The sequence below is a fragment of the Mycoplasma anseris ATCC 49234 genome (assembly GCF_000702805.1).
Classification (GTDB): domain Bacteria; phylum Bacillota_I; class Bacilli_A; order Mycoplasmatales; family Metamycoplasmataceae; genus Metamycoplasma; species Metamycoplasma anseris.
The window spans coordinates 1-20,722 of the sequence record NZ_JNJX01000012.1 but is presented as its reverse complement, the minus strand read 5'-3'; the positions used below and the strand labels follow the sequence as shown (position 1 = coordinate 20,722).

Here is a 20,722-nt window from a genome sequence, read left to right as displayed (position 1 = left end):
ATTTTTCTTCACAACAAGATTCTGATTTGTCTAAACAACAAGATTCTGATTTTTCTTCGCAACAAGCTGATGATTTTTCTAAACAACAAGCTTCTTCTAATTTTTCTTCTTCTTTAACTTTAGAAACTGGTTTATCAACTAAGTTTTCTTTTTCTAAATAAGTAATAACTTCCTCTTTAGCAACTCTTTCTTCGTTTAATTTTTCAACGATAATTCTTGCTTTATCAATGTTTACGCTTCCACGGTAAGCTCCATCACGATGGAATCAAACTCTGGTATTGTTTTTAGTTGTTTCACTAACAATAATGAATTCTTTTAAAGCATCTAAAAATTCTTCAAAATTTTTGTGACTTTTTTGTTTAGCTTTTTTAAAGTTAAATGAAACAACTTTTGAATCAGCATCAATTGTTTCAGAGATGTAGTATTTTTCTAAAGTTGATTTTTTTGTTTGAGCCATTTTGTCTCCTTAATGTTTATTAAATATTTAATGCAATTATTTTAACAAAAACATTGAATTTTATTCATAAATATTATTTTTTTAAGTGTTTTTTGTTAAAAAAAACAAAAATTTTTTGATTTTTTTGTTTTTCAAAAGAAAAAAACATTCAAAATTGAATCCTTTGACTTTAAAAATCAGTTTATTTATTGGCTAAAGAGTTTGTTCAATACTTTCTTTTTTAATTCTTTTTTTCAATATTTCTAAAATTTTCATCATTTGCAATTCATCAATATTTTTAATGCCATTTTCATTTAATTCAATTTGAATATTGTTTAAAGTCTGTAATAATTGAGATTCATGAGTGATGGCAATGTGTGAAGGAATATTATAAATTTCATAATTTTCTTTTGGCCCAAAAACAATTAAAATTGAAATTAAAGGAATTCCTTCGATAATTAATTTAGAAATATTTTCAATTTGAGAATTAATTTTTAATATTGGATTAGGCATGATTATTTCATTTTTCTCTGTGGATTTAATTCATTCTCTGCTTAAACAATTGCCTTCTAAATGGTTTTGCTTAATTACAATTGGATGTAAAACAATAATTGCTTTAGGGGTAATTAATAAACTATTTGCTTCAAAAGTTGTATTCTTTTTTATTTCGTAAATTGCTTTATTTATAAAAGCAGATTTATAGCGCTTATTAAATTCCCCAATTTGGTTTAAAGCATTTTTAAAAATAGAGCGATTCTCATTATCAAGATTTTGATTTCTTTTTTTTATTAAAACAAGTAATAAAATAATAAAAAATAAAACAAGTAAAAAAATCCCAATACCTAGGCCAATTCCTAATTTGTATTTATTATCTAGGTTGTTAACCTCGGTATTTACAACTTCATCTAAAATTCTAATCATGTTGAACCTCATCTCTTTGTAATAATTCTAAATTATAACAATGTTTGTTTAACATTCTTTTAGCTTTTTTGTATTTTGGAAACATTTCTAAAACTAAATTTCAAAATGCCTTAGAATGATTGGCATGATTGAAATGAGCCAATTCATGACAAACAACATATTCAATGCAAAAGGGATCATAAAAAACTAGAAACTGTGAAAAAATAATTTGTTTTTTTGTTAGATAATTAGTTGCTCAACTAGTTTTTTTATTACTAATTTTAATTTCAAATTGATTTTTAAATTTAAAACTCCATTTTTCACATAACATTTTAATTTTCTTTAATAAAGCTAATTTTAAAAATTTCCAAATTGTTTTCTCAATGTTTGTTTGATTATAACATTTCAATTTAATTAAATGGTTGTCGATTAAAAAAGTAATTATTTTATTTTGATAATTGAAATTAATTGCTGAACCAAAATAATAAAAAGTTTGATTTTCCAAATCAATTTTTAAATATCTAGCAGGTTTATTTTTAATCAAAATAGGGATTGATTTATTTAAAAATGAAGATAATTTTGTATCATTAAACATAAAAACTGGTAATTTTAAAATAAATTCATCATCTTTTAATTTTAATTTTGCACTTAATTGATTTTTAAAATAAACTTTGATACAAAAAGTTTGATTATCAATTGTTCAATATAAAATCTTATCGGGATTTTTCATATTGATAATTATAAATGCTTATTAATAAAATAGTTCTTGATTTAAACTAAAAACTGATGATAAAAATAAGAATTTAAAAAAGTAAAATTTTTTTTATTATTTGTTAAAATATTAATGCTAAATTATTACATATAGCAAGAAAGGCAAAAAAATGGCAAATATTAAATCAAAACAAAAAGCAATATTATCTAACGAAAAAGCAAATGCACGTAATTCTGCAATTAAATCAGCTGTAAGAACAGCAATCAAAAAAGCTAGAAAAGCTGCTGAATTAAAAGATCCTAAAACAGCTGAATTGCAAGCTAAAGCTCATCATGAAATTGATAAAGCAGTTTCAAAAGGTGTTTTACATGCAAACAATGGTGCAAGAAAAGCTAGCCGTTTAGATGCATTTATTGCTAAAAATAATAATTAAGAAATTTCTTTGATTTATTAGATAACTACTTTTATTTGTAGTTATTTTTTTATTACTTTTTTTAAAAATAAAAACATAACAAAGGAATTGTTATGTTTAAATAATATTATTTAACAAGAGCTTTTTTGATTTTAATTTCTTCAATAAGAGTATATTTTTTATTTTCTTCTTCATTATTTGAAACTTTTACTTGTGCTAATGGTTGGTCGCTAATTTCATTAATGATAAAAGAAAGTAATTCCCCATTAAATTGGACAATCCCTTTATCGATATAAAACTCTTTAAATTTGTTTGAATTTTGTTGATTAATATAAATTTTTGAAGGAACTAAAGCAGCCATAAAATCAGTTGCATTAGCCATTAAACCGATTTCGCCTTCTGTTGTCCGAAAAGTAACAATATCAGCTTTTTCATCTAAAAAGATTCCATGTGGAGTACTTATTAAAACGTGTAATTGTTTAGAAGCCATCTTTATTTAACTTCATATCCTAATTTTTTTGATTTTTCAATTACGTCTTCAATTGTACCAACGTATAAAAAGGCTTCTTCAGGAAGTTCATCATATTTTCCACTTAAAATTTCTTTAAATGAATGAATAGTATCTTCTAATTTAATATATTTTCCTGAAATTCCAGAGAATTTTTCAGCAACAAAAAATGGTTGTGATAAAAAGTTTCTAATTCTTCTTGCTCTGGCAACAATTTTCTTATCTTCTTCTGATAATTCATGCATCCCTAGAATTGCAATAATGTCTTGCAATTCTTTAAATCTTTGTAAAATATTTTGAACAGATCTTGCAGTATTATAATGCTCTAAACCGATAATATTAGCATCCATCATTCTTGAATTTGAAGCCAATGGATCAATTGCTGGATAAATCCCTAAAGCAGCAATATCTCTATCTAAAACGGTTTTGGCATCTAAGTGGGTAAAAGTAGTAGCAGGAGCAGGGTCTGTTAAGTCATCAGCTGGTACATAAACAGCTTGAACTGAAGTAATTGACCCTTTATTAGTTGAAGTAATTCTTTCTTGTAACTGACCCATTTCAGTTGCTAAAGTAGGTTGATATCCAACTGCTGAAGGCATTCTTCCTAATAAAGCACTTACTTCTGATCCAGCTTGAGTAAATCTAAAGATGTTATCAACGAATAATAAAACATCTTGACCCATATTGTCTCTAAAATATTCTGCCATTGTTAAAGCAGTAAAAGGGGTTCTCATTCTGGCTCCAGGAGGCTCATTCATTTGCCCAAATACTAAAGCAGTTTTATCTAAAACTCCACTTGCTTTCATTTCGTGATATAAATCATTTCCCTCTCTTGTACGTTCACCAACTCCAGCAAAGACTGAAAGACCGCCATGTTCTTTAGCAATATTATTAATTAATTCTTGAATTAAAACAGTTTTTCCAACTCCGGCACCTCCAAATAATCCAATTTTTCCTCCTTTAATATAAGGCATTAATAAGTCAATAACCTTAATTCCAGTTTCAAAAATTTGTAATGTTGAAGCTTGTTCTTCATAACTTGGAGCAGCTCTATGAATTGATGATTTTACTGAAAAATTATTTTCTTGATGATCAATCGGATCGCCTAGAACGTTAAACATTCTTGATAATACTTCTTTTCCTACTGGTACTGAAATCGGATCATTTAAATCTCTTACTTTCATACCTCTTTTTAAACCAATGGTTAAATTCATAGCAATGGTTCTAACAGTATCATTACCTATATGTTGGGCTACTTCTAAAATTTGTTTAGGAGCATTAGGATTATCTTGAACAATTTCTAAGGCCGTTAACATTTTAGGGGCTTTATTTTCTTCAAATCTAACATCAATAACAGCACCTAAAATTTGGGTAATTCATCCAATATTTTCCTTTTTGTTTGCAGTTTTTGTATTTGCTGTACTTGTTTTAGTTTTGGTTGTTTTTACTACAGTTTTTTTTGTTTTTATAGCCATAAATCCATTTCCTTTCTATGAATCTGATCCACTTACAATTTCAGTAATTTCTTGAGTAATTTTCGCTTGACGAGAACTATTGTATTTAACATTTAAATCATCAATTAAATCTTCAGCATTATCAGAAGCCTGTTCCATAGCTGTTCTTCTTGAGGACATTTCAGATAATTTGGCGTTGAATAATGCATGATAAATTGAAGCCTCAAAGAAAATTCCAAATGAACTTTCTAAAATAACTTCAGGGCTTGGTTCAAATGATGTTGGATCAATTTGATAAGTTTTGATATTTTGTGAAGAAAGTTTTTCTTCCCTTTTAAAAGTAACTTCAGTAATTGGAAAAATTTCTCTAACAACCGGATCAGCCTTAATTGGATTTATATATTTAGTATAAATTAACTTTACCGATTTTAAAAGTGAAATTTGAAGGACGTCATAAATTTTATTGGAAATAATTTTTGCTATGTCATAATCTGGGCTATCGCCAATTTGACATAAAGTTTGAATAATGTGAGTATTAGGTCTTTTGTTTAATAATGCCAATAATTTTGAGCCTATGACGATTAAAATATCTTCATTAGTTACAATTTCATTAATTTTTTTCATCATATTCGAATTATAAGAACCACATAGACCTAAATCACTACCAAACACAATATATAAATTTCTCTTGGCGTCAAATTTTAATGCATTAGTATTTAAAAGTTGGTCAATATTTTGTTCTGAATGTTTAACTAAATTTAAAAATAATTCTTCTACAGAATGAAAATATTGGTTAACTTCATTAAGTTGTCTTTTTACTTTTCCAAATTTTGCTGTGGCAACTAATTCCATTGCCTTAGTTATCTTTTTAGTTGAATTAATTGAACTAATTCTGTGTTTTATTTTTTGTAAGCTTTCCATGGTAATTCTGGAACATCTAAGAAATTGTTTTTATTGTATTGAGGAATAGCTTTTATGAAATCATCATTAAATGCTTTGATGTGATCTCATAATTTTTCAATCAATTCATTTGATCAATCATTAGCAATAGAAAGTTCAGTTGCTACTTTAATTGCACTAGTGTTTTGTCTAAAGTGCTTCAATAATTTGTCTTTATAATCAACAATATAATCTTTAGGAATTGAATTAATTAAACGATATTTTGTACAAAATAGCATAATAATTTGATCAGTTAAAGAATATGGAGAATATTGAGGTTGTTTTAATAATTCATAAACCTTTGCCCCGTGTTCTAAAACATTTCTTGTGTTTTGATCAAGATCGCTTCCGAATTGAGCAAATGCTAACATTTCATTATATTGAGCTAATTCTAATTTCAAACTAGAAACAGTTTTCTTCATTAATTTAGTTTGGGCTGCGCTACCTACCCGACTAACTGAATAACCAATATCAATTGCTGGTCTTTGTCCAGAATTAAATATTGATTCCTTAGTAAAAATTTGACCATCAGTAATTGAAATTACATTAGTAGGAATATAAGCAGAAATATCTTCAGCTTGAGTTTCAATAATTGGTAAAGCAGTAATTGAACCGCCACCATTTTCTTTATTTAATTTGGCCGCTCTTTCTAATAATTGTGAATGTAAGTAGAAAACATCTCCAGGATATGCTTCTCTTCCTGGTGGACGACGTAGTAATAATGATAAAGTACGGTAAGCAACTGCATGTTTAGATAAATCGTCATAGACAATTAAAACGTCTTTTCCTTTTGCCATTCATTCTTCAGCAATTGTAACTCCGGTATAAGGAGCAATATATTGTAATGGTGCTGGTTCAGAAGCTGATGCTGAAATAATAGTGGTGTATTTTAAAGCATCATGTTTATTTAAATTGTCAACAATTTGTGAAATGGTTGAAGATTTTTGACCAATTGCAACATAAATACATAAGACACCTCTACCTTTTTGGTTAACAATTGTATCGATGGCAATAGAAGTTTTTCCAGTTTGTCTATCTCCAATGATTAATTCACGTTGACCTTTACCAATTGGAATCATGGCATCAATTGCTAAAATTCCAGTATGAAGTGGTTCGTTAACCTCATGTCTGGTCATTACACCAGGTGCAACTTTAAAAATAGGACTAGTAATTTCAGTATCAATTTTACCTTTACCATCAATTGGTTTTGCTAAAGCATTAATTACTCTACCTAATAATTTATCACCAACAGGAGTTGCAATAACATCATGTGTTCTTGAAACAATTTCGCCTTCAACAATATTTCGATCATTTCCCATAACAACAACACCAACCTTATCTTCTTCAAGGTTTAATGCCATCCCTAGGATTCCTGATTCGAATTTAACTAATTCTCCATATTCAACATTATTTAATCCGCTAATTAAAGCAATACCATCCCCGACAGTAATAACTTTCCCAGTTTCATCAAATCTAATTGTTTGGTTAAAATCTTTAATTTGGGACTTAATAATTGCTGATAAATCAGTTGGTTTTAATGCCATTTTGCCTCCTTTCTTATTTAATGAATTTCTTAATTTTTCTTAGTTGATCATCAATTGAATTTTCAATAATATAATCATCAACTTTAATTTTGATTCCGCAAATCAAATTTTCATCAATTTCATTATGTAAATTGACTTGGGCATTTAATTTTTTTGATAATTTAATTTCAAATTTTTCAATATCTTTTTTTGATAATGGTTTAACTGTATAAACTGTACCAAATCTAACGTTTTGTTTTTTATTTGATAATTCAATGAATTTAATAAAAATATTAATTAAGTATTTAGCAATATTTGCTTTGGCAATTAGTTTAATAATGTTGACAATATATTCATCATAATTTCCAAATGCTTGATCAATATAAGCAAATTTTTTGGTAATATCAACATTATATGAATTTAATAATTGAGTATAGGTTTTATTTTCTTTCAAAACTTTAGTAATTTCCACCACTTCATTAGTGATTTTTGCTAAACGTTTTGATTCATCTGCTAAATCAAACAAAGCAAATGATCAGTTATAAACAATTTCATCTAATTCTTTCATGATTTAGTTATTTAATACTTCATTAATCATCTTGATGTTATCTTTATCTTTAATTTCCCTACCAATAATTTTTTTAGCAATTTCAACAGCATTTTCCATAATGATTTTCTTTTGTTGTTTGCTAAATTGTTCTTGTCTTTTGGCTACCAAAATGTTAGCTTGTTCTAAAATTAATTCAGCTTTTTTGCTTGCTTCTTTGTTTCCTAAGACAACAATTTTTTCACTTTCAACTTTAGCATTATTTAAAATATCATTAGCTTTATTGGTTGCCTCTAATAATTGCTTGTCGATATTTTCTTGAAGCTTTAGAGCTTCTTGTTTTGCTGAAATTGATTCATCAATATTTTTTTGAATAAATTCTTTTCTTGCCTTTAGCATTTTTTTAACAGGTTTATATACTAATAAGGTAATTAAAAGAATTAAACACAACAAAGTTAGTAGTGAAAAAACAAAATATGGTCAATTAAATGATAATCCATTGAATTGTTCTGATATTTTTTCTGAAATATTATATTTTGTCATAATTGCTCACTAAACAAAAATTAATAATAAAGCAACAATGAAACAATAAATTGATCCAGTTTCTACAATCGCTAGACCAACAAGTAATACTGAACGAATTTTTGATAATGCTTCAGGGTTTCTGCCAATTGCATCAACTGCTTTAGCAACAGCAATTCCTTGTCCTACTGAAACTAATCCAGAACCTAAAATTGCTAAACCAGCTCCAATCATGGTTAATCCATATGCTAAAGGACTGCTTGAAGTTTTATTAACTTTGTCTGCATCGAATGCATTTACAACTGTATTTAATGTGTCCATAATTTCTCCTTTTTTTGTTATGCCGTTTTTGAAGATAAACGCACCTTACGTTTTTTAACAATTTCACCTTGCCATTCTTTAATTTTCTTTTTATGTTTCTCTTTAATATCCACTTCGCTAGATTGTGATCAATAAGAAATTGTAAGAGTCATAAAAACAAAAGCTTGAATAGCACCAGCAAAAATATCAAAATATAAATTTAATAATGGGGTGAAGATCATCCCTGCTGGATTTAAGACGGCGGCAGGATTTTCACTTGAAACTTTAATAATCTTAATTCAGATTGAATCTAAGAATGCATGAAATAAAGTAATAAGAACTACTCCTCCAACAATATTTCCAAACATACGGAATGTCAAGCTGATTAACGGTGAAAAGTTTCCTGCAATTTCTAATGGGTTTAATAATTTAAATAAAAATTTAATTTTTTGGTAAACAAAGCCTAAACCAAATGTGGTTAATCAAGTAACCATAGTTGCTGCTAAAACAACTGATAATGAACTACCGACTGGCTCTAAACCAAAAAGTGATAATAAATTACCAAAGAACATAAATATAAAAATGCTTATAAAATATGGATTGGCTTTTTGTAATCTTGTTTCATGTAAATCATTAGCATAATTATCAGAACTCATTATGGCGCTTTCAACTAAAATAAGTGCATAACTAGGAGCTTTATCAACTTTTTGTCGTTTGACAGCGATATAAATTAAGATTGATAAAACAAAGACAATTATCACTAAGATTGACAATGTAAAAATGTGGTTTTTTGTTAGTTCTTTTGGACCAAAAGAACTAACATTACCTATAATTCTATCCATGAATTCCTTTCTTATTTTGTGACTTCTTAGCCTTAACAAAGTTTATTATGCCAATTATAAAAAAGTTAATTGTTAATAGAATATAAGGTGTAGTAAAAGTAATCATGTTAAACGGATAAAAAGCAATATTACTTTTATTTAAATGAAAATGAGTTACATAATAATGGTTAGCAAAAAATAAACCAACTATTATTCCTAAGTTTAAAATCAAAACTAATGCTACTAATATTAAAACTAATGATTTTATTTTCTTAACAGAAGCATCTTCTTTCTTACTAAAAGAAATTTTAAAAACTAATGCAAGTCCCCCAAGAAAAATTAAAATACTAAAAATGCCTGCTAGATGTCCTATCACTAATGAAAAATTAATTTCAGCCAGTGAGCAAAATCCAAGAAGCATTACTACATTTAATATTATGTATGGTATTCAGTTTTTTTTGTTTAATGTGTCCTTCATTCTAAACTCATCGGTTAAAAATAACCTATTTGGAATTATATTACAAAAAAATAAAATTGTGATACCAAAAAATTTCTTTTTTCTAGATTTATTTCAAACAAAATTCAATTAGTTTTTAAAGATCTATTTATTTATAAATAAAGATTTTTATTTTTTAGTCAAAATAATTTAAAATCTTCAGTTTATAAGCTGAAGATTAAAACGCTAAATTACTTTAAAATTGGGTTATAAAAACCTAATAACAAGCAAGCTAATCAAGGTTTATGTTGCATTTGTTTTTTTAAAATTACAAAGCTATATATTATTTGAATGATCCAAAATAAGCAAAGAAATATAACTGGCAAAATTAGATTACTATAAAGCGTTATGAAAGCTAAAATATTATTACCAGCTTGAATTAGAATAAAAAAGATAATAAATAAAACGATTGAAACAAAACTCACAAAAACGATTCTAATAATTGAATCAATTTGATAATATTTTAAAATATTTTCATCAATTGAAATATCATGTTTGGCATTTTTAATTAATACAAATCAAGTAGTTAATACATTTACTAATAAAAAGCAATTTGAGACAACTAAAATATCTCCAATAACTCATTATTAATAGGGGCTGGAAAAATCACCATAATAAAAGCTAATAAGAATGTTGAAAACGCTAAGAAAACAAAAACATTTATTCTTCTTGTATTAAACTTGTTTATTGAATTTTTATCATTGGTTTTAAATACATAATTTAATAATCCAATAAACAATAAAACCACAATCGCAATCAAAGAAATAGCCATTCATGGAATTAATTCAACAAATGTGTTATTTCTATGAATATTACCTTTGAAAAATAAATATTTTTTTAGACCAAAGACAATGTTTGTTATCCCAAATAAAACAATAAATATAAATGACAAAATATTTAAAACTAATTGAGATTTTTTGTTTGGTGTTTTATTAAAACTTAAATCATTAGTAAAACTAAAGTATGAGCTATTCATTATTTATCTAATTCCTTTAATATGTTAGTAATTTCTGGTCCTGAATAAAATTTATCATCATATTCAAAATATTTTTTAGGTAATTTACTGTTTCCAGTCTTACTCATACCAATTAATCAAACCCCATTTCATAGACTTGTTGATAATATTACTTGTGAATAATTAGATCAACCAAAATGACATAATACTTTATTTCCTCTATCGAATGTTCCATAAACTATTACAGCATGCGAAACAAATCCTCCACCAATATTAGGTATTGCACCATAAACAATACAAGGCTTATCATCTCTTATTCACTTTCATGGTTTAATTCAGTATAAACTTCTTCGATGAAATGTAATCTCTGGTTTTTTAATATAATTATCTTCTTTTGAATTATTTAAAAAGGCGATTAAAGGATCTCTAAAATAAATTGATGTAGTAATCTTAGCGCCCTTACCATATTCTCTTTTTTCATATAAATCAAGTGTCAATTTTCTGTTTACAGTAGGACACCCAATTTTTGCTTTATTAGCATAATTTCTATAATTTAAGTTGCTTCCAATTGAACTAAAATGTTTTTTATATTGAGTATCACTAAATACATTGCTACTTCAGAAAAATTCACCATATTGTAATAGCATTGCACCTGCTACATAATGACATAGACCTTCTGATCTTCCTGGTTCTAAAGTACTATGACTATCATCGGCATAACCAAAATCATATTCATTTACTGCTGTCTTAAATCATCATGAATGAGAAACTTCTTTTTCAGCATGAATTATTTTTAATGAATCATAATGAAAATTAGTTGCTGTTTGGATTGATTTAAAATCCCACTTATTAGATGAACTTAATTTTTTCAATTTCTATCAATTCAGGATTTTTAGTTGTTTGATTAGTATCAAACATATTTTCTTCTAATCCAGTTTTGCTTTCATTATTTGTATTTCAAATATTTTTAGGGAAATAAACTTTTTTAATTGACAAATCAGCAAAATTGAAAAGTAATTTATCATCTTTGTCAAATAAATCCAATACATTAGATGGTTTAAACGGATTGATAATTATAGATTCATTATTAATCATTGAAAAAAGTATCATACCAAATGGATTATATTCAACCATGATATATGAATTTAAAAAATTGTCATATACTATTCTCATTGTCTTTATTTCATAATGTACTTTTTTATGATATTTGTATATTTCTAATTTAAAATAGTTTAAATATTCCTTTAGATGAAAATTTTTATTTATTTTTAGCATTTGTTTCTCAATAAAATTAAATTTATCCAAAATGCTTCTATTTTCATTTTCTTTTATAACTATTTCATGCATATCTTTTATTATATAGTTAAATTAAAAATAAAGTATTTAAGGGTATTAATGATACAGCAAATTACACAAAAAATCCATTTTCTTGAAAATAACTTTTTGTTATTAAAAATTAGCACTCTTTTGTTCCGAGTGCTAAAAAAGTGTTATAATTATTTCATGAAATTTGAAAAGGAGGACTTATGCAAGCTTCATACACACCTAATTTAAGTGGTAAAGAAATGTTAGAAAAATTCGGAAGAAATTTAACTAAATTGGCTTCAGAAAACAAATTAGAACCAGTTATTAATAGAGACGATGAAATTCGAGCTTTAGTAAGAATTTTGTCAAGGAAAACTAAAAATAACCCAGTTTTAGTAGGAGAACCAGGAGTTGGTAAAACTGCTATTATTGAAGGATTAGCAAGAAAAATTGTCGAAGGTCAAGTAGCAGAAAACCTAAAAGGAAAACAAATTATTGAATTAGATTTGGCTTCAATTTTAGCCGGCACTGAATTTAGAGGACAATTTGAAGATCGATTGAAGAAAATTATTAATGAAGTGGTTAAATCAGATGGAGAAATCATTCTATTTATCGATGAAATTCACATGTTAGTAGGGGCTGGTTCAACTGGCCAAAATGACATGGATGCTGCAAATATTTTAAAACCATTAATGGCAAGAGGTCAATTGCACTTAATGGGGGCAACAACCTTAGATGAATACCGTGAAAGAATTGAAAAAGATCCAGCTTTAGAAAGAAGAATGCAAAAAGTGCAAATTGATGAACCTTCAATTGAAGATACCATCACAATTTTAAGAGGAATTAAAGAAAGATATGAAACTTTCCATGAAGTTAAAATTGAAGATGAAGCCTTAATTGCAGCTGCTAATTTATCAGCGAGATATATTTCTGATCGATTCTTGCCTGATAAAGCCATTGATTTAATCGATGAAGCAGCTTCTAATATTAAAACTGAAATGAATTACATTCCTGAACCATTAGAAAAAATCAAACAACAAATTGCTAAATTAGAAATTGAAAAAGTTGCCTTAAAAGATGAAGAAAAAAATCTTAAAGCGCAAAAAAGAATCCAAGAAATTGATGAAGAATTAAAACAATTAAGAGAAAAAGAGAATATTTTAGAAAAAAAATGAAAAGATGAGAAAGAAGATATTCAAAAATTTTCATCAACAAAGGAAAATATAGAAGAATTAAAGAGCAAATTAGTAATTATGCAAAATGAAGGTAATTATGAACAAGCTTCTAAAATTAAATACATTTTAATTCCTGAATTAGAAAAAACCTTATTGGAATATGAACAAAAATTAGCGTCGAGAAAGGACTGTTTAATTAAAGATACAGTTGATGCTGAAGAAGTTGCTCAAATTGTAAGTAAATGAAGTCGAATTCCGGTTTCTAAATTATTGGAGTCACAAAAAGAAAAAATTCTTAATTTACCAACTGTTTTAAAAACTAGAGTAAAAGGCCAAGATCAAGCTATTGATTTAGTTAGTCAAGCCATTTTAAGAGCTAAGGCAAATATCAACGATCCTAATCGTCCAATTGGTTCATTTATGTTTTTAGGACCAACTGGAGTTGGAAAAACTGAATTAGCAAAGGCTTTGGCAGAAAACTTGTTTGATGATGAAAATCATATTGTACGTTTAGATATGTCTGAATATATGGAGAAATTTTCAAGTAGTCGTTTAATTGGTTCTGCACCAGGTTATGTTGATTCTGAAAAAGGGGGACAACTAACAGAAAAAATTAGACAAAACCCTTATTCAATTGTTTTATTTGACGAAATTGAAAAAGCACATCCTGATATTTTAAACTTATTATTACAAATACTTGATAATGGGCAAATTTCTGATTCAAGAGGGAAAATAATTAATTTTAGAAATACCATTATCATCATGACTTCAAACATTGGAAGTCAAGAAATTATGGAAAAACAACTAAGAAATAACGACATTATAAATCTATTAAAAAAGAAATTCAAACCAGAATTTATTAACCGGATTGATGAAATTGTTCCGTTTAATGCGCTTTCTGAAAATATTGTCAAAGAGATCACAAAATTAGAATTTGATAAATTAATTAAAAGAATTTCTAAAAATCAAGGTATACTATTATGCGTTGATCAATCGGTAATTGATTTTGTGGCTCAAAATGCTTATGATCCAGCATTTGGAGCAAGACCAATTAGAAGATACATCCAAAAGAATATTGAAGCAGATATTGCGTTGCTAATTATTCAAAACAAGGTCAAAGAAAACCAAACAATTGATATAACTATGGATGGAAATATCATTAGTATTGATCACAATGAAAATGTAAATTAGAATGCTAGGGAAACCTAGTTTTCTTTTTTAAATCAAATAAAAATTTAATTAAATGGACTCAACAAAGTGAAAATGGTATTTTTTAGAGCGAAATAATGTAAAATTTAATAACTAATTATTAAATGAGGAGAAGTTTATATGAGACTATTTAAAAAAACAAGAAATATTTGTATCATCGGATTAGGAAGATTTGGAACTGCTGTTGCAGAACAACTTTTAGGAGATCGAAGCAATAACATTAGATTGGTTTTAATTGATATTAATGAGAAAAATTTAATTAAATTTAAAGACCAAGTTGATTCAATTTATGTTGCTGATTCAGCTGATAAACACGCTTTAGAAGCCGTTAATATTGATGCTTTTGATGCTGTAATTGTTTCAACAAGTGACAACATTGAGATTGTAGCTGCTTTAGCTGAAGCTGGAGTTAAAAAAATCATTGCAAGAGCAAACTCAAAACGTCATGCAAATGTTTTAAAACAAATCGGAGTTCATTTAATTATTAGTCCCGAAGATGAAGCTGGTAAAAAAACAGCTTTATTAGTAGCAAACCAAAGTTTTGCTAAATATTCTCAATCAATAAATGAAATTCAAGAAGGTTATGTTACTGGCTCATTATTTGTCTTAAACCCTAAAATTGTAAATAAAAAAATCAAGGATTTAGGGTTTAGAAATAAATATGAAGTTTCTTTAATCTTAATTAAAAGAGGAAATGAATCATTTTTACCAGAAGGTGATTTTGAAATCAAGCAAAATGATTTAATAACAATCATTGGTAAAGTTGAGAATGTAACCAAAGTATTTGATATTTGTGGAAAAGAATAAAGTGTGCTTGTGAAGCATATTTTATTATGTGTAAAATAAAAAAAATATAAAGGATTATTTATGGAAGAAAAAAAAGATTATAAACAAACATTATTAATGCCAAATACTGAATTCTCCATGAAGGCTAATTTAGCATCAAAAGAACCGGAATTCATTAAATTTTGAGAAGAAAATAAAATTTATCAAGACCTTTTAAAAAGAAATAAAAACAATCCAGCATTTATCTTACATGATGGTCCCCCTTATGCAAATGGAAATATCCATGTTGGACATGCTTTAAATAAAATTCTTAAAGATATTATTGTTAGATTTAAATCAATGCAAGGTTTTTATTCACCTTATGTTGCTGGCTGAGATACTCATGGTTTACCAATTGAACACAAAATGCTGTCAGAAGCCAAAAAACAAGCCAAGGATTATTCAGTTGTTGAATTAAGAAAAAATGCTGCAAAATATGCCTTAGATCAAGTAAGAAAACAAAAAGAACAATTTAAAAAGCTTTCATTATTAACTGATTTTTCTGAGATTTATGTAACCTTAAATAAACAAATGGAAGCTGATCAATTAAGATTATTTCACAAAATGGTAGAATTAGGTTTAATTTATAAAGACTTAAAACCAGTTTATTGATCTCCTTCTTCACAATCTGCTTTAGCTGAAGCTGAAGTTGAATATGCCGATCATGTTTCGCCTTCAATTTTTGTTGCTTTTAAAGTTAAAAAAGGTAATCAAATTATTAAAGAAAATGATAATTTATTAATTTGAACTACAACTCCTTGAACTTTAATTGCTAATAGTGGAGTTGCAATCAATGACACTTTTGAATATGTTTTAGTTGAATCAGCAAATCAACAAAGATATGTCTTGGCAAAAAAATTATTAGAATCAGTAGCTGAATCTGCTAAATGAGAAAATTACAAAGTCTTAGCGACTTTCTTAGGGCAAGAATTATTAAATTTAACTTACGAAAGTCCAATTAATAAAATGGAATGTCCAGTAGTTTTTGGGCACCATGTTACTTTAGAAAGTGGAAGCGGATTAGTTCATATTGCACCTTTATTTGGGGAAGATGACTTTTTAATTGGTAATCAAAATAATTTAGCCAAAATCATGCACATTGAAGATGATGGCACAATTAATAAACTAGGTTTACAATTCGCTGGAATTTTTTATGATGATGCTAACCCATTAGTTGGAAAATATTTAGAAGAAAATAATTTATTAATCTCATTTAAAAAAATAAAACACTCTTATCCTCATGATTGAAGAACTCATTTACCAATCATGTATCGAGCAACACCACAATGATTTGTTTCATTAAAACCAATCAAGAAAGATATTCAAGATGCTTTAGAAAAAGTAACTACCTTTAATGAATGATCAAAAAAACGATTAAGATTAATGCTAGAAAATCGTGAAACATGATGTATTTCTAGACAACGCAGTTGAGGAGTTCCAATCATTGTTTTTTATGACCAAAATAAAAAACCAGTTCTAGAAAAAGAAATTTTTGAACATGTTATCAATTTAATAGAACAACGCGGCACTGATATTTGATATGAAAAAGAAGCAGATGAATTATTACCTTCAAAATATCAAGGATTAGGATTTAATAAAGAAACTGACATCATGGACGTTTGATTTGATTCAGGTTCTACTTCAATTAGTGTTAAACCAGGTGGTGTTGAAGCTCCTTTTGATTTATATTTAGAAGGAAGTGATCAATATCGTGGATGATTCAATAGTTCTTTAATTAATTCTGTTGCTTGAAGAAAAACCAGTCCTTTTAAAGCACTATTATCACACGGATTTGTGTTAGACGGCAAAGGCAATAAGATGTCCAAATCTAAAGGAAACGTAGTTGATCCTTTAGACGTTGTAAATAAATACGGGGCAGATATTTTGAGATTATGAGTTGCTAATTCTGAATTTACTAATGATGTTACAATTGATGACAAAATTCTTTTACAAAATATCGAAATTTATCGTAAATTTAGAAATACCATCAAATTTATGTTAGGCGGTATTAGTGATTTTGATTATCAACCTGTTAAACTTGATTCAATTCATGCTTTGATTATGGAAAGATTAAACAATTTAGAAACCAAAATTGTTGAAAACTATGAACAATATAAATTTATTAACGTTATAAAAGACATCAATAACTTCATTATCGATTTAAGTAGTTATTATATTTCTATTACCAAAGACATTTTGTATTTAAATAAAGTTGACAATTTCGAAAGAAGGCAAGTACAAACTGTATTTTATAATGTAATTTATTCTTTAATTAGGGCTTTAGCGCCAATTCTTCCTACTACTTGTGAAGAAATCTATTCATTTTTTGAAATGAAAAATAAAGAAAAATCAGTACATTTATTACCATTTGTAACAAAACACCAAATCGACAATACTTTAGAAAATCAATGATCTGAATTTTTTAAATTAAAAGAAAATGTTTATAAATTAATTGAAGAAGAAATTAAAAAACAAACCTTTAAAAGACAAAATGAGGCGCATGTAGTTTTACATACCGAAGATGAATTTATTAAATCATTAGATTTAGTTAAATTATTAATGGTAGGAAAAATTTCTTTCGGAAAAGAAACTCAAGTCTCTAATTTTGATTCATTAAAATGTTTAAGATGCTGAAATCATTTTGAAAAAGATGATTATGATCAAACATTAGAAATTTGTAAAAGATGTAAGAAGGTGATTAATGGATAGACAAAAAACTGCAGAAAAAATAAAGTTTTTTTCAAAAGAATATTGAAAACAATACAACTGAAAAACAATTTTAATTAATTTAGCAATATATTGATCAATTTTCTTTGTTGCTTTATTAATTGATTTATTAACTAAACATTATTTATTTAAATACCATTATGATGAAAATAACAATTTAATTATTGAAAATGGAGTGTTATATCAAAATGCCTTATTTGGCATTCGTTCTGTTCAACATGCAGGTACTACAATTGAAATTGGTTTAGGCAATGTCGGTCTTCATATTATTAGTTTTATTATAATCTTGGCTACTTCAATTGTCTCAGCTCTATTTAAAGACAAAATTTATCGTTATATCATTCCCGGCTTTGCTTTTATTGCTGCTGGAGCAATGGGAAACATGGTTGACCGGTTTGCTTTTGAATTTGTTAGAGACATTGTTTTCTTGCCATGAATTGATAAAGGAACATTCAACTTTGCTGATGTTTGATTAGTTTTAGGCGGAATTGCTTGCGTTATTTCAATGCTAACTGTGTTTATCATCGTTTGAAGAAAAGAAAAAAAGGATGAAGAAAACAAAAAAAACCAAGAATATAATGAACATCTTCACTTTGAAAGTTCTGAAGCAGCTAACATTATTGATCCCAATCATCAACAATAAACAAAATTAATTTTGTGTTTTTATTAAAAAGAAATTAAGGAAAATATGAAAATTATTTTAATTTGCGGCAAAAAACAAACTGGAAAAACTTTTTTATCAACAGCATTAGCAAAACAAATCCAAAAAAATGACATGATTGTTAAAACCTTTGCAATTGCTGATGTTTTAAAAAACTCAATTCCTAATTATGATGAAAATCTAAAACATCTATTTCGCCCTCAATTGGTTAAAATGGGGGCTGAAATCCGAAAAAAAGATCCCAACCAATTAATAAGAAAAATTGCTGATCAAATCAAGCAAGAACAACCCGATTATGTCATTATTAATGATGTTCGTTTACAAAATGAAATTAATTATTTTAAAAACGAATTTCCAAATTCGATATTTGTTTTAAAAATAATTAATGATATGGATAATTTAAATATTAATGATCATGATATCACTGAAGTAGATTTAGATCAATATGAACCTGATTTGTTAATTAAAAAATCGCAAATCTTTGTAGTAAGAAATTATCAATATGTTGAAAATCCTGAATTTATTAACACTTTAAGATTAATTCAAAATCATTTTTAAATTACCTAATAAAATGGTAATTTTTTTATTTTTATATTTTGATTTTATAAAACAAAAGATTATAATGATAAATTTAAAAAAATATTTAAAAACATTTTATTAACATAATAATTAACAATTTTTTTAAACTTTTTCTTCATTCAGAAATTCTTAATTATTTTTTTATTATAATCCTTATCACATAAATTATAGAAAGGATCACAAATGAAAAAAAATAAATTTTTATTAACAAGTTTAGGATTAGCATTACCGATTTTATTAATTCCTAATATCGCCGCAAGTTGCGACAAAAAAACAAAAAAGAAAGAAGATTATAGCAATCGAATAGAAATTGCTTACCAATTAGATACAAACACAATTGATGCTCAAGACGTGGAGTTAAATAAGATTACTTTTAATTTAGACAACAAAGCACTTAGCAAGGAATTTGAAATTGTTGAATTAGGCTTTATTAATAATAAAGCTAGTGTTGAAGAAATTAATAATGGTGAAAGAAGTATTTCATTTAAAATTAAACAAAATAATAACATTTCAGAAACAATTATTAAGAAATTAAAAGTTCACCCAAGCGACAAAGAAGTAATAATTGATCAAAGAGAAATATTAAAAAACGGCTTTAGTTTAATTGAATCTGAAGATGTAAAAGTCAAATTAGCAACTTTAGAAAATAATGCTGTTTTAAAATCATACAAAGATAAAGTTTATGTGGGAAGCCATACTGATGGCGATGATATTACTTTATTCCAATTAAAACCAGGAATCATCTTAAAAAAATATACTAATTTTTATGGTGATTTAGAAACTGCTTTTGGTAATAAACCAAATATTATTTTGATTAAGAATGAAGATGGATCATTTAGCTTAAAATTCCATATTGCTAAATGAGGAGCTAGTGATCAAACAAGAAGAATTGATGTTCATGAAATCATTACTGCCAAAATGAATTTCAGTCAAACAAGTTCAGGTTCTTCAACAAACCCTGAAACTCAACCTTCAGATGGAACTGAAACCGGGACCGAAAATCAACCATCAGCTGGGACTGAAACCCCACAACCTTCAACTAACCCTGAAGAAAACAACAATAACAGGACTTCAGAAAATAATGAAACTGAAGCTCCAAGCCCAAGAACTAATGATAAAGAAACTAAAACTGAGCAAGATTATTTAAACGAAATAAGAAATGCTGCTAAAGCAAATACATTGTTTAAAATAACTCCAGAACTTCTAGAAACCATTAATAATGTTAAAAATCAATCCAATAAATATAATGCTAAATATGGATTAACCATTAATCATGAAACTCTAGAAATAGGAAGAACTAAAGCTGAAGCTAATACACCATTACCACTAGTTTTTCAAAACGATGAATGAAATAATGATCCTAAATATCTAGAAGTTATTAAAAAGACAATTTGTAATCCTGGAAGAATTGCGACTGGTAAAGGTTCAATTGTATTAAAAGTGATGGAAACTGCAGGAGGATGAGTAATTGAATTTTCTTTTGCTGACTTAGGAAGCGAATATAAAACATTTAGTGTAAAGGATTCTTATTCAATTACTGTAGCATAATTTAGATCCGGTTAATACCGGATTTTCTTTTCGCAAATTGTTATAATTAATATATTAATAAACTAATAAATAAGGAAATACTATGAATAAAGAAAGTAACCAAAGAGCAGAATTACATCGAAAAATCTGAGCAATTGCTGATGAAGTAAGAGGAGCAGTTGATGGCTG

At 26.9% G+C, this 20,722-nt stretch carries 21 protein-coding genes and 1 pseudogene; 7 read left to right on the top strand and 15 right to left on the bottom strand.

All coding sequences use genetic code 4. The features are described from left to right. From T401_RS07185 to T401_RS07175, 3 genes and pseudogenes are all read right to left on the bottom strand, one after another. Window positions 1–457 (bottom strand): annotated as a pseudogene (locus tag T401_RS07185) (hypothetical protein); the annotation flags it as partial. Between the two features lie 192 nt (window positions 458–649). Continuing rightward, window positions 650–1,357: a hypothetical protein gene (locus T401_RS07180; RefSeq protein WP_033179000.1), complete on the bottom strand. Its 708-nt coding sequence runs from the start codon at window positions 1,355–1,357 to the stop codon at window positions 650–652. Next, a complete protein-coding gene (locus T401_RS07175) occupies window positions 1,350–2,066 on the bottom strand; it encodes a M48 family metallopeptidase (RefSeq protein WP_052169675.1) in 717 nt (238 codons plus the stop codon). Before T401_RS07175 ends, T401_RS07180 begins: the two co-directional genes overlap by 8 nt. A 151-nt stretch (window positions 2,067–2,217) precedes the next feature. Here T401_RS07175 and rpsT point away from each other — a divergent pair, with 151 nt between their 5' ends. Then, complete coding sequence (gene rpsT, locus T401_RS0102925; protein ID WP_029330431.1) at window positions 2,218–2,481, top strand: 30S ribosomal protein S20; 264 nt, start codon at window positions 2,218–2,220, stop codon at window positions 2,479–2,481. A gap of 106 nt (window positions 2,482–2,587) precedes the next feature. Here the strand turns inward: rpsT and T401_RS0102920 are convergent, their stop codons facing one another. The 12 genes from T401_RS0102920 to T401_RS0102865 form a co-directional block, all read right to left on the bottom strand. Then, the gene (locus T401_RS0102920) at window positions 2,588–2,950 is read right to left on the bottom strand and encodes a FoF1 ATP synthase subunit delta/epsilon (RefSeq protein ID WP_033178999.1); all 363 of its coding nucleotides are present in this window, start codon (window positions 2,948–2,950) and stop codon (window positions 2,588–2,590) included. A gap of 2 nt (window positions 2,951–2,952) precedes the next feature. After that, complete coding sequence (gene atpD / locus T401_RS0102915) at window positions 2,953–4,443, bottom strand: F0F1 ATP synthase subunit beta (RefSeq protein WP_033178998.1); 1,491 nt, start codon at window positions 4,441–4,443, stop codon at window positions 2,953–2,955. 15 nt (window positions 4,444–4,458) lie between these two features. Further along, window positions 4,459–5,343, bottom strand: coding sequence for an ATP synthase F1 subunit gamma (atpG, locus tag T401_RS0102910; protein ID WP_033178997.1), 885 nt, complete (start codon window positions 5,341–5,343; stop codon window positions 4,459–4,461). Continuing rightward, window positions 5,322–6,905 carry a F0F1 ATP synthase subunit alpha gene (gene atpA / locus T401_RS0102905; protein ID WP_033178996.1) on the bottom strand — a complete coding sequence of 528 codons (1,584 nt, stop codon included), beginning with the start codon at window positions 6,903–6,905 and terminating at the stop codon, window positions 5,322–5,324. The genes atpG and atpA overlap by 22 nt, the downstream gene beginning before the upstream one ends. A 13-nt stretch (window positions 6,906–6,918) precedes the next feature. Next, window positions 6,919–7,452, bottom strand: coding sequence for a F0F1 ATP synthase subunit delta (locus T401_RS0102900; protein WP_033178995.1), 534 nt, complete (start codon window positions 7,450–7,452; stop codon window positions 6,919–6,921). Window positions 7,453–7,455: 3 nt separating this feature from the next. Then, window positions 7,456–7,974, bottom strand: coding sequence for a F0F1 ATP synthase subunit B (locus tag T401_RS0102895; RefSeq protein ID WP_033178994.1), 519 nt, complete (start codon window positions 7,972–7,974; stop codon window positions 7,456–7,458). Window positions 7,975–7,983: 9 nt separating this feature from the next. Further along, complete coding sequence (locus T401_RS0102890) at window positions 7,984–8,274, bottom strand: ATP synthase subunit C-like protein (protein WP_033178993.1); 291 nt, start codon at window positions 8,272–8,274, stop codon at window positions 7,984–7,986. A gap of 17 nt (window positions 8,275–8,291) precedes the next feature. Beyond that, window positions 8,292–9,095 carry a F0F1 ATP synthase subunit A gene (locus T401_RS0102885; RefSeq protein WP_033178992.1) on the bottom strand — a complete coding sequence of 268 codons (804 nt, stop codon included), beginning with the start codon at window positions 9,093–9,095 and terminating at the stop codon, window positions 8,292–8,294. Then, on the bottom strand, window positions 9,088–9,552 hold the full coding sequence (locus tag T401_RS0102880; RefSeq protein WP_033178991.1) for a hypothetical protein: 465 nt from the start codon (window positions 9,550–9,552) through the stop codon (window positions 9,088–9,090). Before T401_RS0102880 ends, T401_RS0102885 begins: the two co-directional genes overlap by 8 nt. A 580-nt stretch (window positions 9,553–10,132) precedes the next feature. Continuing rightward, window positions 10,133–10,546: a hypothetical protein gene (locus T401_RS07170; protein ID WP_033178990.1), complete on the bottom strand. Its 414-nt coding sequence runs from the start codon at window positions 10,544–10,546 to the stop codon at window positions 10,133–10,135. Then, the gene (locus T401_RS07165) at window positions 10,546–11,397 is read right to left on the bottom strand and encodes a putative cysteine peptidase (RefSeq protein WP_033178989.1); all 852 of its coding nucleotides are present in this window, start codon (window positions 11,395–11,397) and stop codon (window positions 10,546–10,548) included. The genes T401_RS07170 and T401_RS07165 overlap by 1 nt, the downstream gene beginning before the upstream one ends. Next, window positions 11,375–11,872, bottom strand: a complete 498-nt coding sequence (locus T401_RS0102865) for a hypothetical protein (RefSeq protein WP_033178988.1) — start codon at window positions 11,870–11,872, stop codon at window positions 11,375–11,377. The genes T401_RS07165 and T401_RS0102865 overlap by 23 nt, the downstream gene beginning before the upstream one ends. A gap of 179 nt (window positions 11,873–12,051) precedes the next feature. On the opposite strand from T401_RS0102865, the gene T401_RS0102860 reads away from it, so the two are divergent. From T401_RS0102860 to T401_RS07155, 6 genes are all read left to right on the top strand, one after another. Then, the gene (locus T401_RS0102860; protein ID WP_052169674.1) at window positions 12,052–14,196 is read left to right on the top strand and encodes an ATP-dependent Clp protease ATP-binding subunit; all 2,145 of its coding nucleotides are present in this window, start codon (window positions 12,052–12,054) and stop codon (window positions 14,194–14,196) included. A 138-nt stretch (window positions 14,197–14,334) separates the two neighbouring features. Further along, window positions 14,335–15,021 (top strand): potassium channel family protein, encoded by a 687-nt coding sequence (locus tag T401_RS0102855; RefSeq protein ID WP_033178987.1) that lies wholly within the window; start codon window positions 14,335–14,337, stop codon window positions 15,019–15,021. 60 nt (window positions 15,022–15,081) lie between these two features. Next, window positions 15,082–17,748, top strand: a complete 2,667-nt coding sequence (gene ileS, locus T401_RS07160) for an isoleucine--tRNA ligase (protein WP_033178986.1) — start codon at window positions 15,082–15,084, stop codon at window positions 17,746–17,748. Beyond that, window positions 17,741–18,409, top strand: coding sequence for a signal peptidase II (locus T401_RS0102845; RefSeq protein WP_052169673.1), 669 nt, complete (start codon window positions 17,741–17,743; stop codon window positions 18,407–18,409). Before ileS ends, T401_RS0102845 begins: the two co-directional genes overlap by 8 nt. 45 nt (window positions 18,410–18,454) lie before the next feature. Then, a complete protein-coding gene (locus tag T401_RS0102840; RefSeq protein WP_033178985.1) occupies window positions 18,455–18,985 on the top strand; it encodes a hypothetical protein in 531 nt (176 codons plus the stop codon). Window positions 18,986–19,189: 204 nt separating this feature from the next. After that, entirely contained in the window at window positions 19,190–20,554 is a 1,365-nt protein-coding gene (locus T401_RS07155; RefSeq protein ID WP_033178984.1) for a hypothetical protein, read from the top strand. Window positions 20,555–20,722: the final 168 nt, after the last annotated feature.